This window comes from Archangium sp. (genome assembly GCF_036277355.1).
GTDB lineage: Bacteria > Myxococcota > Myxococcia > Myxococcales > Myxococcaceae > Archangium.
Genome location: NZ_DASUNC010000046.1, coordinates 74461 through 90155 on the forward strand (window position 1 = coordinate 74461; position 15695 = coordinate 90155).

Below are 15695 nucleotides of genomic sequence, written 5' to 3' on the forward strand. Positions count from 1 at the left end.
GGTCCAAGGGGGACCGTCCGCCGGGAACGGGAAAACCACGCGCCCGTCTCCCTCGCGTTACGTCCCGGAGGCTCGCGCACCCGGGATGATGGAAAAGAACAGACCCACCCGGCAGAAGCTTCCGGCCAGCGGGGAAGGGGCCTTCTACGGGGGGGAGGACCCCGAGTCAAGGCGCCCGCTTGTTGTACCGGTTCATGGCCGTGGCCAACCCGTCGCGCACCCAGGTATCGGCCGCGTCCGCCGCCAGGGCGATCAGGTCCTCCAGCTGCCGGCGCTCCCCGTCATCGAAATTGGACAGGACGTAGCCGGCCACCCGCTCCTTGGCGTTGGGCCCCTGGGGCTTGCCGATGCCGAGGCGCAGGCGGATGAAGCCGTCCGCCCCCAGGCTGGAGACGGTGCTCTTCAGCCCGTTGTGGCCCCCGCTGCCCCCGCCCGCCTTGAGCTGCAGCCGCCCGAAGGGCAGATCCAACTCGTCGTGGATGACGAGGATGTCCTCCACCGCCACCTTGTAGAAGCGCGCCGCCTCGGCCACCGAGCGGCCGGACAGGTTCATGTACGTCTGCGGCTCCAGGAAGAGGACCTTCTCGCCGCCCAGGGAGCCCTGGCCCACCCGGGCCTGGAACTTCTCGTGGTTGAGCTCGGCGCGCGCTCGCCCCAGCATCGCCTCCACCACCATGAAGCCGATGTTGTGACGGTGGCGCTCGTACTCGCGCCCGGGATTGCCCAGTCCACAGATGATCTTCATGGCGGTGACTCCGAAAAACAGACGGGGCCAGCCCCAGTGGGCTGACCCCGCGAGTACGGCAGGACGAAGAGACTACTTCTTCGCGCCGGCCGCGGGCTTGGCCGCCGCACCGGCCGCGGGCTTGGCCGCAGCAGCCGCGGGAGCCGCAGCAGCCGCCGCCGCGGGAGCCGCCTCGGCCGCACCCTCGGGCGCGCTCACGACGGCGATGGTGTAGTTGACGTTCGACTTCACCACCACGCCCTCGGGCAGCTTCACATCGTTGATGTGCATGGCCATGGCGATCTTCAGCGGCGTCACGTCCACCTCGATCTTCTCGGGGATGGAGCGCGGCATGGCGTAGACCTCGATCTCACGGCGGACCTGGGAGAGCAGACCGCCATCGGCCACGCCCTCGGCCTTGCCGATGAGGATCAGCGGCACGTTCACCTTCACCTGCTCGTCCTCACGCACGGCGATGAAGTCCACGTGTAGGATGTCGCGGGTGACCGGATCCCGCTGATAGTCCTTGAAGAGGACCTGCTGGTCGGCGCCCACGCCCTTGAGGGTGATGAGGGTGTTGAGCTTGTGCGGGGTGTTGATGGCGGCGCGCACGGCCTTGGGGTCGACGGCGACGCTCAGGGGCTTCTCCAGGTGCTTGCCGTAGACGACGGCGGGCACCAGGCCCTGGCTGCGCAGACGGCGGGCGGCGCCCTTGCCGGAGCCCTCACGCGCCTTCACCTCGAGCGTGCTCTTGTCGATGGACATGGATTTCCTCTTTTATGGGGACTGCGGTGTGACCGCGCTGGACCCTGGCGCCTCTGGCATCCCGCCCCCGTGGCGGGCCCCGAGACGGCGCCTTCCGGAAGCGAAGGGCCAACGTGGTGTGGGTGCGACATGCCAGCGCGGGCGGCCGGAGTCAAGCCGCCCGGCGGACAGGAGGGCCCTTCTTCGCCTAGACGAAGAGGGAGCTGAGCGAGTCGGCGCGGTGGATGCGCGCGATGGCCTCACCGAAGAGCCGCTCGGTGGTGATGATCTTCAGCTTGCCGCAGGCCTGGGCGGCGGGCGAGAGGGGGACCGTGTCCGTCATGACGAGCTCCTCCAGCACCGAGTCCTGGATGCGCTGGATGGCGGGCCCGGAGAGGATGGGGTGGACGGCGTAGGCCACCACCCGGCGAGCGCCCCGCTCCTTGAGGGCGGCGGCCGCCTGGGTGAGCGTGCCGGCGGTGTCCACCATGTCGTCCACCAGGATGGCGTCCTTGCCGTTGACGTCTCCAATGAGGTTCATCACCTCGGAGGAGTTGGGCCGCGGCCGGCGCTTGTCGATGATGGCCAGGCCGCAGTTGAGCCGCTTGGAGTAGGCGCGCGCCCGCTCCACGCCGCCCGCGTCCGGCGACACGATGACCATGTCCTGGGTGTCCGGGAACTTCTTGCGCAGATCATCCAGGAAGACCGGCGAGGCGTAGAGGTGATCCGAGGGGATGTTGAAGAAGCCCTGGATCTGCCCGGCGTGCATGTCCATGGACACCACGCGCGTGGCCCCGGCCACCTCCAGCAGATCCGCCACCAGCTTGGCGGTGATGGGCGTGCGCGGCGCCACCTTCCGGTCCTGCCGGGCATACCCGTAGTACGGGATGACGGCGTTGATGGAGCCGGCGCTCGCCCGCTTGAGGGCGTCGCAGATGATGAGCAGCTCCATCAGGTTGTCGTTCGTCGGCGGGCACGTGGACTGGACGATGAAGACGTCCAGACCGCGCACGTTCTCGCCGATCTCCACGTGGATCTCTCCGTCCGAGAAGCGGCCCACCGAGGCCTTTCCCAGAGGGCGCTTGAGATAGTCGCAGATGCGATGGGCCAGACCCGGGTTGGAGCTCCCGGTGAACACCTTGAAGTCGCGGGGCTGCTGCATGGGCGCGCTACTAACGCGCCCCGTGGCGGAAGGGAAGTACCTTCCACGTGCTTGCCCGGACGGGTGCTCAGTCGTGGTCGCCCGCGGCGGCCAGGAAGGGGCTCGGTACCCCGCCCCCCGTGTGCTGCTGCCGCTCGTACTCCTGGAGGATGGTCCGCTCCATCTGGTTGCGCGTGTCCGCGTTGAGCGGATGGGCGATGTCCTTGTACGTCCCGTCCTTGCGGCGCTTGGCCGGCATGGCGATGAACAAGCCGGACGCTCCGTGAATCACCTTCAAATCCCGGATCACGAAACAGTGATCCAGCGTGATGGTCACGTAGGCCTTCAGCTTATCTTCGTCGACCGGGTACACCTTGACGTCGGTGATGTTCATGGTCCCCCCACAGACCCTCGAGGTACGCGCTGGAGGGGAGCCTGAATCGGACCGGGCCGGAAAAGCAAGTCTTGCGGGGCTTCTTGTGCGTCAACCGATGCCCCGATGACACATGTGGGCCAGGAACGCGAGGTGGTAGACGTCGATGACGATGTAGAGGGCGGCCCCCGCCTGGATGGCCCGCTGGCTCAGCCGCATGGAGCGGTGCAGGCACAGGAGCGTGAGTCCGAGGCTCACGATGGTGACCTTGATGGCCATGAAGGCCAGGGGCGAGTGCTCGTAGGCCACGCGCATCAGCGGGTTGAGCTCCTCGGCCACCTCCAGCTGTAAAAAGGTGAGGGTGAAGAGCCCGTCCAGCAGGTTGAGCACCAGCAGCAGGACCGCCGCCGGAGTGATGTGGAACGAAGCCCCCTCGATACCCGACCACCGCGATGCCTGCGTCGTCGCCGCCACCCGGACCTCCCCGTTGGAATCCGCGACGGGGTTCTTCAAGATGCTTGCCAACGTGGAGGGGCCCCGGGAGGCCTGGTGCGGGAAGCCCGGGCGGATTTCGAAAGTTGACGTGCCAGGAGGGGCGTGACAGAGGAGACCCGCGCTCCCGCACCGCCTGCCGACGAGTCCTCCGCGTGCAACAATTTCCCAATGACATCGGGTGGATAGAGGTCATCTGCGGCTCGATGTTCTCGGGCAAGACGGAGGAGTTGATCCGCCGCATCAAGCGCGCCGTCTACGGCAAGCAGGTCGTCCAGGTGTTCAAGCCCCGACTGGACAACCGCTACGACGAGACCCAGGTGGTCAGCCACTCCCAGTTGAAATTGACGTCCATCCCGATTGAACGGGCTGAAGAAATTTTCCACCATCTGGGCCCCAAGACGCAGGTGGTGGGCATCGACGAGGTGCAGTTCTTCGGCACCGAGGTGGTGGCGGTGTGCGAGGCGCTGGCCAACCGGGGCATCCGCGTGGTCGTCGCGGGGCTGGACCAGGACTACCAGGGCCGCCCCTTCGAGCCGATGCCGCAGCTGCTGGCCATCGCCGAGTACGTGACGAAGCAACTGGCCATCTGCGTGGTGTGTGGGAATCCGGCCAACCGCTCGCAGCGTCTGGTGGATAGTGGAGAGCGCGTGGTGGTGGGCGCCGCCGGGGCCTACGAGGCCCGCTGCCGCAAGTGCCACCGGGCCGAGCCCACCGAGGCCACGCCTCCCCAGACGCTCGATTTGTTCGAACACTGAAGCCCCGACTGACGCTCCAGAGGTCCGGCCATGCGTGACACCCTCTACGCCAATGTCCCCTTCCAGTTGAGCGAGATGCCCCACCGGTATGGCCCCAACGTGCACCTGGTGGGCAACCCCTTCCTGCTCTCGCAGCTGGCGAAGCTGTGCAGCAAGGGCACGGTGCAGCCGGAGATCAACCGGCTGGTGGCGCTGCTCTACACGGACCTGGTGAAGACGGTCATCAACGCGGAGTTCCCCCGCAAGATGGTGGCCATGCCCACCCGGATGATCGACCACACGCCCCAGGGCATGTACCAGGGCGAGGTCATCGACCCGGCGGTGCGCGCGGTGACGGTGAACATCGCCCGCGCCGGCACGCTGCCCTCGCAGGTGACGTACGATCTGCTCAACACCACGGTGGACCCGGTGCTGGTGCGCCAGGATCACATCATCATGAGCCGGATGATCGACGCCAAGGAGCACGTGGTGGGGTCGAACATCGGCGGGGCCAAGATTGGCGGGGACATCGACGACGCCATCGTCCTCTTCCCGGACCCGATGGGCGCCACCGGCGGCAGCCTGAGCACCGCGGTGAGCATGTACAAGGAGAAGGTCCCCGGCACGCCCCGGCGAATCCTCAGCCTCAACCTGATCGTCACCCCCGAGTTCCTGCGGAGGATTTCCCGCGAGCATCCGGATGTGGTGGTGTACGCGCTGCGCCTGGACCGCGGGCTGTCACCGCCGGAGGTGTTCGGCACGGTGCCCGGCGAGCTGTGGGAGAAGGAGCGGGGGCTGGATGACCGGCAATACATCGTCCCCGGTGGCGGCGGCTTCGGGGAGATCATGAACAACGCGTACGTGTAGAGGTAGGACCGTGGCTTTCTACGAGAAGGATGTCGGCGTCCACATCGACGAGAAGAAGCTCCAGGCGCGCGTGCGCGAGCTGGGTGAGCAGATCACCCGCGACTACCAGGGCAAGGAGCTGACGTTCATCTGCGTGCTCAAGGGCTCGGCGTTCTTCGCCATGGACCTGGCGCGTTACGTGGACCTGCCGCTGACGATCGAGTTCCTCGGGGTGTCCTCGTACCAGGGCGGCACCGAGACGACGGGCGAGGTGCGCATCACCACCGACGTGAGCAAGCCCATGGCGGGCAAGCACCTGCTCGTCATCGAGGACATCATCGACACCGGGCTCACCATGAGCTTCCTGCTGGAGAACCTGAAGGCCCGGCACCCGGCGTCCGTGAAGGTGTGCTCGCTGCTGGAGAAGCCCTCGCGCGCCCGCACCCAGGTGCCCATCGACTACAAGGGCTTCGTCATCGACGACGTCTTCGTCGTGGGCTACGGGCTCGACTACGCCGAGCGCTACCGCAACCTGCCCTTCATCGGCGTGATGAAGGGGAAGTAGTCCCGAAGTCCTCCGCCGTGTCCGGGGCCCGCTGGGTCCCCGGCCCGGCGGCCAGCGGACCAGGCGCTCCTTGCGAGGCAGTCCGCCCCTCCCCATGGTCTGCCCCATGTCACGTGCGTGGGTCCATCCATCCGAGGGGCCGTGCTAGCCACTTCCGCCCCGCGCCTCCGCACCCGGCTCGCCGCCTTCTCCCGGCGCCGCCGCCGCTATCCGCTCCGCCGTCAGGTCGAGGAGGCGGACTGTGGCCCGGCCTGTCTGGAGATGCTCTCCGCCTACCACGGCTCGGAGCAGGCCCAGGCCCTGCTGCGCGAGCTCGCGTATGTGCGTGCCCCGGGCTCCACCCTGTTGGACATCGCCCGGGCGGCCGAGCAGCTCGGCTTCCGGGCCCGCGGTGTCCACGTGGAGGACGCGGCCGACCTCGAGGACGAGGAGGGCCAGGCCCTGCTGCCCGCCATCGCCCACTGGGAGGGCAACCACTTCGTCGTCCTCTATGAGGTGAATGCGCGCAACGCCGTGGTGGGGGACCCCGCCATGGGTCTGCGGCGCATTCCTCGCGCCGAGCTGGCCTCGCACTGGAACGGCATCCTCCTGCTGCTCGAGCCCACCGAGGCCCTCTTCCAGCCCCGGGCCGTGTCCGATGCTCCCGCGCGCCGCCCCACCGCGCTGCGCCGCTTCGTCCACGGGATGCTGCGCTACCGCGCGCTGCTGGCGCAGATCGTCCTCGCCACGCTTCTGCTCCAGGGACTGGCGCTGGCGCAGCCGTTCCTCGTCCAGGGGCTGGTGGACAAGGCCGTGGGCGGACGCGACGTGCCGCTGCTCACCGCCATCGGCGTGGGCCTGGGCGTCCTGCTGGCCGCGCAGGTGGCCGTCACCGCCGCCCGGGGCGCCGCCCTCTTCCTGCTCTCCGGCAGCTACTCGATGCTGCTGCTCACCCGCTTCTGGAAGCGGTTGCTGTCGCTGCCCCTGTCCTTCTTCGCCCGGCGCCACCGGGGCGACCTGCTCAAACGCATCGAGGACCACCAACGCATCCGCCGCATCCTCCAGGGCGCCGCCTCCTCCGTGCTGCTCGACCTGGTGATGCTGGTGGGCTACTCCGGGGTGCTCCTGCTCTACGACACCACCGTCTTCGCCCTCTTCCTCGGCGGTGCCGTGCTCTACGCGGCCTGGACGCTGGTGCTGCTGCCTCGCCGCGGCCGTCTGGACGCCGAGCGCTTCCGCGTGGGCGCCGAGGCCAGCCGCCTGGAGCTTCAGATGCTCGGAGGCATCCAGACCCTCAAGGCCGCCAGCGCCGAGCAGCAGATGCGCGCCTCCTGGGAGCGGCTCCAGGCCCGTGACTTCGCCGCCTGCCGCCGCCTCTGGTTGCTCGACACCCTCCACCAGGGCGGCACCCTCTTCATCAACCAGGCCATGTACCTGGGCATCCTCCTCTACGAGGCCTGGCTCGTCCTCCAGGGGCGCATGTCCATCGGCCAGCTCGTCGCCACCCTCGCCATCCTCGCCCTGGTGCTCAACCCCCTGCAGAACCTCGTCACCTTCGTGCACGAGCTGCAGGACGTGGCCCTCTCCCTGCGCCGCGTGGAGGTCGTCTACGAGGCCGAGCCGGAGTCGCTCGAGGCTCCCGGCACCCAGGCTCCGGGGCTCGCCCACGCTCCGGAGATCCGGCTCGAGCACGTCACCTTCCGCTATGGCTCTCCCCACGAGCCTCCCATCCTCGACGACGTGAGCTTCACCCTGCCCGCGGGGAAGATGACCGCCATCGTCGGCCGCTCCGGCGCCGGGAAGACGACGCTCGCCCACCTGCTGCACGGCCTCTACCGCCCCCAGCAGGGCCGCATCCTCTACGACGGCGCTCCCCTGGAGTCGCTGCCTCCCTCTGGCCTGCGCCGCTCGGTGGCCTACGTCTTCCAGAAGACGGACATCTTCGATGGCACGCTCGCGGAGAACATCTCCCTCGGCGACGAGCGGCCCCACCCGGAGCGGTTGATGCACGCCGCTCGCACCGCGTGCCTGGATGACCTGCTCGCGTTGCCCAAGGGGCTGGATACGCGCATCGGCGAGTCCGGCATCCGGCTCTCCGGCGGCGAGGAGCAGCGGCTGCAGCTCGCGCGCGCCATCTACCGGGATCCCCGCGTGCTCTTCCTCGACGAGGCGACGAGCCACCTGGATGCCACCACCGAGCGCGCCATCACCGAGTCGCTCCAGCGCGAGGTGGCCGGCCGCACCGTGGTGGTGGTGGCGCACCGGCTCTCCACCATCCGCCGCGCGGACCTCATCGTCGTGCTGGAGCGCGGGCGCGTGGTGGAGCAGGGCACCCACGAGGAGCTGCTGGCTCGCGAGGGCGGGCGCTACCGCGCGCTCGTGGAGAATCAGATGGAGGGTTGAAGGATGCACCCGCGTGAGGAGGACGAGGACGACCTGACACTCACCGAGGAGCTGCGCACCGTCATGCGTCCACGCTCCGGGCGGCTCCTCGTGCTGCTGGTGCTGATCGCGCTGGTGCTCGGCGCGCTCGTGCTCGTGGCCTCACGCACGGTGCTCGCCGGGTTGTGGCGATAACGGACCGCGGGGCCGGACGGCAGGGCGGTGGGGGAGCCCCACCGGCCTCTGCCCGGATTCAACGGCGATGCTCAGCAGGCCAGACAGCCCACGGGCTCTTCGCCACACGCGTAGGTGGTGATGTCCGGGCACTTCGGGCCCTTCTCCGCCCCGGCGCCACCCTCGATGCGAGCGAGGTCCTGCACGAAGAGCTCCTTGATCTTCTTGACCTTCTTCTCCTTCTTCGGCTCCATGGTCGTCTCTCCAGGCTTCGGTGGCGCGCGGGTCCATCCCACGTGCCGCAGGCGCTCGATGAACCTGCATTCGAGAGAACGACTCCCGGAGAGAGCCCAGTCCAGGAGAGCCGAGAAGCCATTCCGTGCCCGATTGCCCGCCTGCCTCGGGCACGGGCGCTCGGCCGCTCGTGGGCTCAGGGAATGGGAATGCGCGCGGCTCGCACGAGCGCCCTCGCCAGCTGTCCGAGGAGGTCCGTGCCCGCGCGCGCGTCGAAGCCGAGGAACATGGGCGAGGCGTTGAGCTCGAGGAAGCGCAGCGTGCCCCGTGCGTCGCGCTTGAGGTCCATCCCCGTCCAGCGCAGCCCCACCACCTCCGCGGCCCGGAGGCACTGGCGCGCCACCTCGGGTGGCAGCTCGAAGGACTCGATGCGCTCCTCGTTCTGCCGGAAGTCGAGCGCGCGCGAGATGATGCGCAGGCTGGCGATGATCTCCCCGTCGAGCACGTAGACGCGCACGTCCTCGCCGGGCATCAACTCCTGGAAGGTGACGGGCGCGGCTTCCAGCGCCTCCAGCCGTGCGCCGGTGAGATCCTCGGGCCCCAGCTCCAGCGTGGCCGCGCCCCCCTCGACGGGCTTGTAGGCCACGCGCCGGCCCGCGGCGAACCGGCGTACCGCCTCCGGATCATTCGTCCAGAGTGTCTCTGGCACCGGCAGCCCCGCGTCCGCCAGGAGCGCGAGCTGCACCGGCTTGGGCGTGCGCCAGTCCGAGGCGAGCGGGTTGTAGAGCGGCACACCCATGGCCTCCCAGCGCCCCACCAGCCCGCGCAGCAGCGTGGTCTTCTCCCGGAAGGCCACGAGCGTGGTGCGCCAGTCGTCGTCCATCGCCTCCCGCGCGTCCACGCCGAAGGTGAGCGGATGGGCGTGGTAGCTGCGCAGGTAGATGGACCCGGGCCGCTCGAGCCGCCGCCCATCCAGGATGATGCCGTCGAGGCCCTCCGTCAGCGACAGGCGCGTCTCCTGCGGGAAGGTGAGGGTGTCCACCACGAGGGCCTCGACTCCCTCCTGCTCGACCCGGCGCGCCAGCTCGGAGATGTGAGCGTCGTCGCGGGAGCCCACGAAGAGCACGGGCCGGGCGGGTGAGCGGGTCGTCATGGTGCGTGTGCTCCGTCGTGGTGGGGCTCGCTGGAGGAGGCCCGGGGCGTGAGGGTGTCGAGCAGGGCAGGTGGGTCGAGCCACACGGCGACATGGGCCAGCGGCGCCTCGCAGCGGCGGCCATCGAGGAAGAGCGTGGGCAGGCCCCGGGCATGGCGCTGCTTGAGCGCCGCGGCCGCGCGCACCCGGTCCCGGGCGCTCTCCCGTACGGCCCTGAGTGTTCCGGCTTCCTGTCCGGCATCGGCCGCCACGAGGGCCAGGGGATCCCCGGCGTTCCGCAGGCGCGCGGAGTCCCGTTTCGCCGCGCGGAAGAGCTGGAGGAAGACCTCGCCTCCCCAGGCCACGCCGGCCGCCGCGAGCGCCTCGCATGCCGCCTGGTCTCCCGGGTCATCTGGATCCATGGGCGCGAGTGCCACGTGTGCGCGCACCTGCGTTCCCCGCCGAGTCACCAGCGCCTCCAGCTCCTCGAGGACGGGGCCGCAGTGGCTGCATGCGGGGTGCGCCAGGACGACGAGCACGTGCGGTGCGTCCGGCTCTCCCAGCCGGGGACCGAGGGCTTCTCCGTCCAGGTTCAGCCGTGGCTCCTGGGAGAGCTGGGCGAGCGTCGCCAGCGGAGAGCGCAGCAGGCGCGTGTGCTCGCGGAGGAGGGACTCGCCCTCGCCGCCCCGGGAGAGCAGGGGCACCGCCGAGGACAGCACCAGCCCGAGCAGGAGCACCAGCAACAGCGCGGCGGGGAGCAGCCCCGGAGGCGGTGTGGGCCCGTGCGGCAGGACTCCCAGGAGGAAGACGGCCGCGCCGCCAAGGTCCACCGCGTGCACCATCATGCAGAGCGTGCAGAAGCGCCGCATCCGCACCTGCGCCACGACCAGGAGCAGGGAGAGGGGCAGGGTGGGGAGGAAGGCCGCTCCCGTGAGCCACGCCTGCACGGGGCCTCCGCCGAGCGGAGCGGTGCACAGCACCAGCAACAGGGCTCCGAAGAAGGCGGTGCCCAGCCCGGCCAGTGGCACTCCGGCGGGACTCGCCCAGGCGGAGAGCAGCACGCTCTCGCAGTCCAGCGGTCCACCACCTCCGCACAGGCGCGAGGCCTTGCCACCTCGGGTCCACGAGAGCGCCGCCAGGGACGCCGTGAGTCCCACTCCACAGAGCAGGGCCAGCAGCGCGGTGGGCAGCCGGAGCCCGGAAGGTTGGGCGAGCACGGCCAGCACGAGCAGCACGCCCACCAGCGCGGCCAGGGCCCCACGCATCCAGGGCGAGGCGGACGGGCCGGCGAGGGCCGTCTTCAGCTTCCACTCCCGGAGGAGCAGCTCCCGCGCGCGGTGACGGAGATAGCCCGGCTCGGGCTCGCCCTCGCCGCCGTACTCCAGGAAGACCACGACGCCCGACCAGAGGGCCGAGAGCGTGTCCCGATCCATCTCCCGGCTGCCCCGCCGGCTGTCCCAGATGCGGAAGCCGCCCGGCGTGTCCTCGGAAGGCGGGATGACCGCTTCGAGCAGGCCGAAGCCCCCCTGGGGTCCGGACTGGAAGTGGAGGATGGCGGGCAGCTCGTCCGCATCCAGGGCATCGAGGGTCTCCAGGTCTCCCTGGCCGGCCGTGACGTCCAGCCCCAGCGCGGGAGCCTCCTGCGCCAGGGCCAACAGGGTGCCCGGTTGCGCATGGCGCGCGAGGACCTCTCGCACGTGGGTTCGCGAGTAGCGCAGGCCCAGGCGCCGGGCCACCTCGGCGAGGACCTCCGCCGGGTCATCGCTGGGGACGTCGGGATCTCGAAGCATCGGGATGCACGCCGGAAGGGCGCGCTTCCCGGAGATAAGGCGGGGGGCGGGTTCGTGACGCCGGTAGGCCGCTGGCACGAGCACCAATGAACAGAGCCGGCTCCCGGGCGATGAAGAGTGGGCAGGGGGAATGTCCTCCAGCCTTCACGAATACCCGGGCACGTCCTCCGGGAAGATGCCCCGCTCCATCAGCGAGGCTCCCTGCCTTCGGGGCGAGCCCGCCGCCTCGGTCCGGGCCATGAGAAGCTCCATCGCGGCCATGCGCGCTCCATAAGGCTGTTCTCGCGAGGCTCGGAGGTTCTCCTGGAGGTCGTCCCGCAACTCCGCTGCGGTCGCGTACCTCTCGTCGGGGTTGACGCGCAGCGCCTTGTGGACGAGGCGCTTCACAGGCGCCGACACCCCCTGGAGGGCCTCTTCCACGTGCTCGGGACGCAAGGCCGCGGCCAGTGCCTTCAGGTGTTCGGGCCTGGCCCAGCTCGGCCGCTCCGCGCGCACCGTGCTCCGTGGGAGGGTGCGCCTCGCCGGCAGGCCGGCCGCTGCCTGCAAGGAGGTCAGCCCATAGAGGCAGTTTCCGGTCAGCGCCTCCAGCAACACCAGGCCCAGCGAGAAGACATCCCAGCGGGCGTCCGGCACGGCCGTGCGGAGATGTGCCAGGCGCTCCGGCGCGGCGTACTCGAGCTCGCCCCGCAGCAGCCCCCCGGGGGTCGGTACCCGCTGGGGCAGCAGTGAATACGCCGATGCGAAGTCTCCCAGCTTCACCGTTCCCTCCCACCCGATACGAATCCCACAGGGGTTGAGCGCGCGGTGGACGAGCCCCAGCGGCTGGCCTTCCTCATCCGTCGCGGCGTGGAGGTGGTGCAGCGCCTCGGCCACCGCACCGGCGACGTAGAGGCAGAAGGGCTCGGACATCCACCGGTCTTCCCGCAGCACACTGAAGCTGATGACCGTCCCCAGGGAGCAGCCATCCACATGCTCCTTGAGGAGGAACGTCTCGTCCCCCGCCGTGTGCAGTCCGAGGACGCGCTCGATGGCCGGGTGCACGAGCCGCGAGGCCATCCGCACCTGCTCCTCCAGCCGTTGGTGTGCCGGGGCGGGCGCTCCGTGCGGCAACAGCTCCGCCTCCAGGGGCTCGCCCACGTGCCCGTGGCTGCGCGGACGGACCAGGTAGTGCTCCAGCCCGTTCGGGGTGGAGCCCATCCGCCAGACGACGAGGTAGTCCGTGCCCTGGTGTGAGAAGAGGACATGCTTCGTGGCCTCCTTGCCCCGGACGGTCTGCCTGCGGAAACCCGAACCCATGCGCGCAACGCTCCTGCCTCCGGTGGAAGGCGGCTCCTTCCCGGACGCTGGGTGGACGCCGCTGTCTGGAGGCGGGGCGGACTGTACTTTCGAAGTCCAGCGGCGGATAAGGACGTGCGGGGTTTGCTGCCTGGAGCTTCGCGCTGTAAATCGGGGCGCGCGTTGCAAAAGCGTTTACAGCGCGGGGCGCGCGCTCATTTGTCATGTGCTGCTCCGTTTATTGGCGCAGGGAGGGGTCAACCCTCTTGCGCGGACCGTGTGTCCGGTATGCACGTCCAAGGTTCTCCGGGGCGGCGTCCGCATTTGAATCCCTTTTCACAGGCTGAGGCGTCCTCGGGAGTACAAGACTTGCGGCATCGGTATAGATGGCAGACCGTCCCTTCGGGACAAGTAGGAGCATCTTGGGTGCCGCAGGGTTGCAGGCAGTCCATCCACACCGTGTGCGCATGCTTGGGGGACTCATGGATGGAGCAGACCTGTCCCTGGGGACAGGTGTTCCGTTGGCAGTCCTGTCCGAGAACCTCTGCGCAGACGGAGATGCGCCCGCCTCTGGAGACGCACCGCTGACCCTCGGGGCAGTTGCGCCCCTCACACGTCGGTTGGCAGGAGGGGCCCGATGGATCATCTTCGCAGAAGGAGCCTTCGGGGCAGGTCGAGGCGTCTTCCAACCGGCACGGACGACCGCACCGGCTCCGGCAGAGCAAGCCCCGCTCGCAACCATCCTCGCGTTCGCGGGGGAGCATCTCGCATACCTCTCCTTCCTTGCGGACTCCCACGACCGAGCAGGTGCGGAGTTGATCCCGCTCGTTGTTGGCGGCCCAGGTCTGGCAGGTGAATCCCTCCGGGCAGTGCTGCTCTGTCATGCACGTGCTGTCCGCGCAGTAACTGTGCTGCACCAGCATGTTGAAGAAGCAGCGGAGGGGTTGTTCGCAATCCGCGTCCGTGCGGCACTCCTGCTTGTAGGTGAGCAGGCTTTGACGCTCGCCGGGCGTGAGCATGGGAATGAGGCCTGGCTGCGCGGGTGACGACACCCTGTCATCTCCGGGTCCATGGCCGTACAGGAACAGCAACCACACCAGTGGTAGAGGCAGCAGAAGACCGAGCAGTGCGGCCAGTCGAGTACGCCATGTCATGGTTCAGAGAAGTAGGGAGCGACAAGGTCCATGCTCAATTTTCTTCAGGGAGGCCCGGAACACACGCCCAGGGCTGGCTGGGATGGTTGCGACCGCAGGAGAAATCGGGTCCGCAGGCCGAGGAGTTTTCGGGGTCGCATGTCTTGCGGCACTGGAAGAGGAAGCAGGCTGTCCCCTCAGGACAGGGCGGTCTGCTCCCACCACAACCCTGGAGGCATTCCATCCAGATATGGCCCGGAGTGCTCGGATACGTGTTTCGAATGCACTTCAATCCCTGGGGGCAGGGGGCTTTCTCGCAGTCGTATCCATGGACTGCCATGCAGACAGACGCGTGTTCTCCTAATAGCTGAACACACCGTTGGCCAGCTGGGCAGGGACGGCCTTCACATGTGGGGAGGCAGGAAGAGCTTATTTTCCCCGTATGACAGAAGGAGGCTTCCGGGCAGCTGTCGGGCGGGTCTGCCCGGCATGGGCGACCGCAGAACCCTTGACAAACAAGACTTTTGATGCAGCCGTCCTCGCGGTCCGAAGGCAACCTCATGCACAGTTCTCCCTCCTTGCGCGTGCCGATCAGGGAACAGACTCCGATCAGATCCTTGCCATTCTCAACGGACCACGGAATGCAGGTGGAGCCCTGCGGGCAATGTTCGTCCGCTGTGCATAGACTGTCGGTGCAGTGGTGACGCTGTGTCGGCGCGTCGTAGGAGCAGCGGAGTGGAGGGTCGCAGTCCGTGTCCGTGCGGCAGTCATGGGCGTAGGTGAGCAGGGACAGACGCTCCTCTCGCGATAGCATGGGGACGAGACTCCTGCCCTGGGGCAACTCCATCCGCGCACCGGGTTCGGGTCTGGACATGGCGATAGAGAGCAGCCACACCAGGGGCAAGGGAATGAGGAGCACCAGCACCGCGGGCAGCACCATGCGCCATTTCATGGATTTCGTGGGGTGTGGCGAACTCGGTGGAGGCTCCCATCGGCGGGAAGGGCTGTGTCAATCCTCACCCTCGGTCCGGTGGTCGGGTCTACAAAGCCACCTGTCATCAGGCTGCCGCTTACAGCTGTAACCCGGTTCGCAGGTCGTGGAAACGCCAGGAGTGCAAGTCTTCCGGCACCGGTACAACTCGCAGACGGTTCCTTCAGGGCACGGTGTATCATCCTCCGTGGGGCCACAGGTGTGCGCGCAGCCCATCCATACCTCGTCCGCCGGCTGGGGATATTCACTGAACGTACAAACCTGTCCCTCTGGGCAGGGGGTCTGCTTGCAGTTCTGCCCATGCACCGTGGCGCAGATGGAGACACGTCCGCCCACGGAGACGCATTGCTGGCCCTCGGGACAGGTGCGTCCCTCGCACGTGGGCTGGCAGGCGGCACCCACGGCCGCGGGATGCTCCTCGCAGAAGTAGCCTTCCGGGCAACTCCTGGGGTCGTCCACCTGGCATGGACGGCCGCACCGGAAATGACAAAACAGGCCTCGCTCACATCCGTATTGGAGCTCGCGGGTGAACATGGCGCACACCTCTCCCTCCTTGCGCTTTCCCACCAACGAACAAGCCTTGAGCAGATCATTGCCATTCCTGGCTTTATAGGTCTGGCAAGTGAATCCATCCTGGCACTGCTGGTCCGTCATGCACCGGCTGTCCACGCAGTAGCTGTCCTGGGTCACCATACTGAAGAAGCAGCGGAGCCGCGGATCACAGTCCGCGTCCGTGCTGCACTCCCGGCCATAGGTGAGCACGTTCTGCCGCTCCACGTCGGTGAGCATGGGAATGACATCCGGTTGCTGAGCGCGTGGCCTGCCCAGGTGAGGGCCAGGTAAGGAGGTGAAAAGCAGCCACAGCAGCGGCAAGGGCAGTAGAAGACCGAGCAGTGCAGCCAGTCGAGTGCGACATGTCATGGTTGGAATGGAATAGGGCAGTGCAACGCCCTGCGTTCAAGTCTTGGAGCCCGGAAGGCACA

At 68.4% G+C, this 15695-nt stretch carries 14 protein-coding genes; 5 read left to right on the forward strand and 9 right to left on the reverse strand.

Going from position 1 to position 15695, the window contains the following annotated elements:
* Positions 1 to 166: 166 nt before the first annotated feature.
* From pth to VFZ09_RS11710, 5 genes are all read right to left on the reverse strand, one after another.
* Complete coding sequence (gene pth, locus VFZ09_RS11690; protein WP_329727609.1) at positions 167 to 745, reverse strand: aminoacyl-tRNA hydrolase; 579 nt, start codon at positions 743 to 745, stop codon at positions 167 to 169.
* A gap of 72 nt (positions 746 to 817) precedes the next feature.
* Positions 818 to 1483, reverse strand: coding sequence for a 50S ribosomal protein L25/general stress protein Ctc (locus VFZ09_RS11695; protein ID WP_414640696.1), 666 nt, complete (start codon positions 1481 to 1483; stop codon positions 818 to 820).
* Between the two features lie 193 nt (positions 1484 to 1676).
* The gene (locus tag VFZ09_RS11700) at positions 1677 to 2630 is read right to left on the reverse strand and encodes a ribose-phosphate pyrophosphokinase (RefSeq protein ID WP_047856544.1); all 954 of its coding nucleotides are present in this window, start codon (positions 2628 to 2630) and stop codon (positions 1677 to 1679) included.
* 67 nt (positions 2631 to 2697) lie between these two features.
* Entirely contained in the window at positions 2698 to 3003 is a 306-nt protein-coding gene (spoVG, locus tag VFZ09_RS11705) for a septation regulator SpoVG (protein WP_329727611.1), read from the reverse strand.
* 90 nt (positions 3004 to 3093) lie between these two features.
* Positions 3094 to 3495, reverse strand: coding sequence for a DUF5658 family protein (locus VFZ09_RS11710; RefSeq protein WP_414640693.1), 402 nt, complete (start codon positions 3493 to 3495; stop codon positions 3094 to 3096).
* A gap of 134 nt (positions 3496 to 3629) precedes the next feature.
* On the opposite strand from VFZ09_RS11710, the gene VFZ09_RS11715 reads away from it, so the two are divergent.
* The 5 genes from VFZ09_RS11715 to VFZ09_RS11735 all read left to right on the forward strand — a co-directional run bounded on the left by VFZ09_RS11715 (position 3630) and on the right by VFZ09_RS11735 (position 8178).
* On the forward strand, positions 3630 to 4232 hold the full coding sequence (locus tag VFZ09_RS11715; protein ID WP_329727612.1) for a thymidine kinase: 603 nt from the start codon (positions 3630 to 3632) through the stop codon (positions 4230 to 4232).
* A gap of 30 nt (positions 4233 to 4262) precedes the next feature.
* Complete coding sequence (locus VFZ09_RS11720) at positions 4263 to 5078, forward strand: uracil phosphoribosyltransferase (RefSeq protein ID WP_329727613.1); 816 nt, start codon at positions 4263 to 4265, stop codon at positions 5076 to 5078.
* 10 nt (positions 5079 to 5088) lie between these two features.
* Positions 5089 to 5622 (forward strand): hypoxanthine phosphoribosyltransferase, encoded by a 534-nt coding sequence (gene hpt, locus VFZ09_RS11725; protein ID WP_329727614.1) that lies wholly within the window; start codon positions 5089 to 5091, stop codon positions 5620 to 5622.
* A gap of 141 nt (positions 5623 to 5763) precedes the next feature.
* On the forward strand, positions 5764 to 8004 hold the full coding sequence (locus tag VFZ09_RS11730) for a peptidase domain-containing ABC transporter (RefSeq protein ID WP_329727615.1): 2241 nt from the start codon (positions 5764 to 5766) through the stop codon (positions 8002 to 8004).
* A gap of 3 nt (positions 8005 to 8007) precedes the next feature.
* The gene (locus VFZ09_RS11735) at positions 8008 to 8178 is read left to right on the forward strand and encodes a hypothetical protein (RefSeq protein WP_329727616.1); all 171 of its coding nucleotides are present in this window, start codon (positions 8008 to 8010) and stop codon (positions 8176 to 8178) included.
* Positions 8179 to 8249: 71 nt separating this feature from the next.
* Here the strand turns inward: VFZ09_RS11735 and VFZ09_RS11740 are convergent, their stop codons facing one another.
* From VFZ09_RS11740 to VFZ09_RS11755, 4 genes are all read right to left on the reverse strand, one after another.
* Positions 8250 to 8411: a hypothetical protein gene (locus VFZ09_RS11740; protein ID WP_329727617.1), complete on the reverse strand. Its 162-nt coding sequence runs from the start codon at positions 8409 to 8411 to the stop codon at positions 8250 to 8252.
* Positions 8412 to 8587: 176 nt separating this feature from the next.
* On the reverse strand, positions 8588 to 9544 hold the full coding sequence (locus tag VFZ09_RS11745; protein WP_329727618.1) for a hypothetical protein: 957 nt from the start codon (positions 9542 to 9544) through the stop codon (positions 8588 to 8590).
* Positions 9541 to 11313: a vitamin K epoxide reductase family protein gene (locus VFZ09_RS11750; RefSeq protein ID WP_329727619.1), complete on the reverse strand. Its 1773-nt coding sequence runs from the start codon at positions 11311 to 11313 to the stop codon at positions 9541 to 9543. The genes VFZ09_RS11745 and VFZ09_RS11750 overlap by 4 nt, the downstream gene beginning before the upstream one ends.
* Positions 11314 to 11457: 144 nt before the next feature.
* Positions 11458 to 12609: a serine/threonine protein kinase gene (locus VFZ09_RS11755; RefSeq protein WP_329727620.1), complete on the reverse strand. Its 1152-nt coding sequence runs from the start codon at positions 12607 to 12609 to the stop codon at positions 11458 to 11460.
* Positions 12610 to 15695: the final 3086 nt, after the last annotated feature.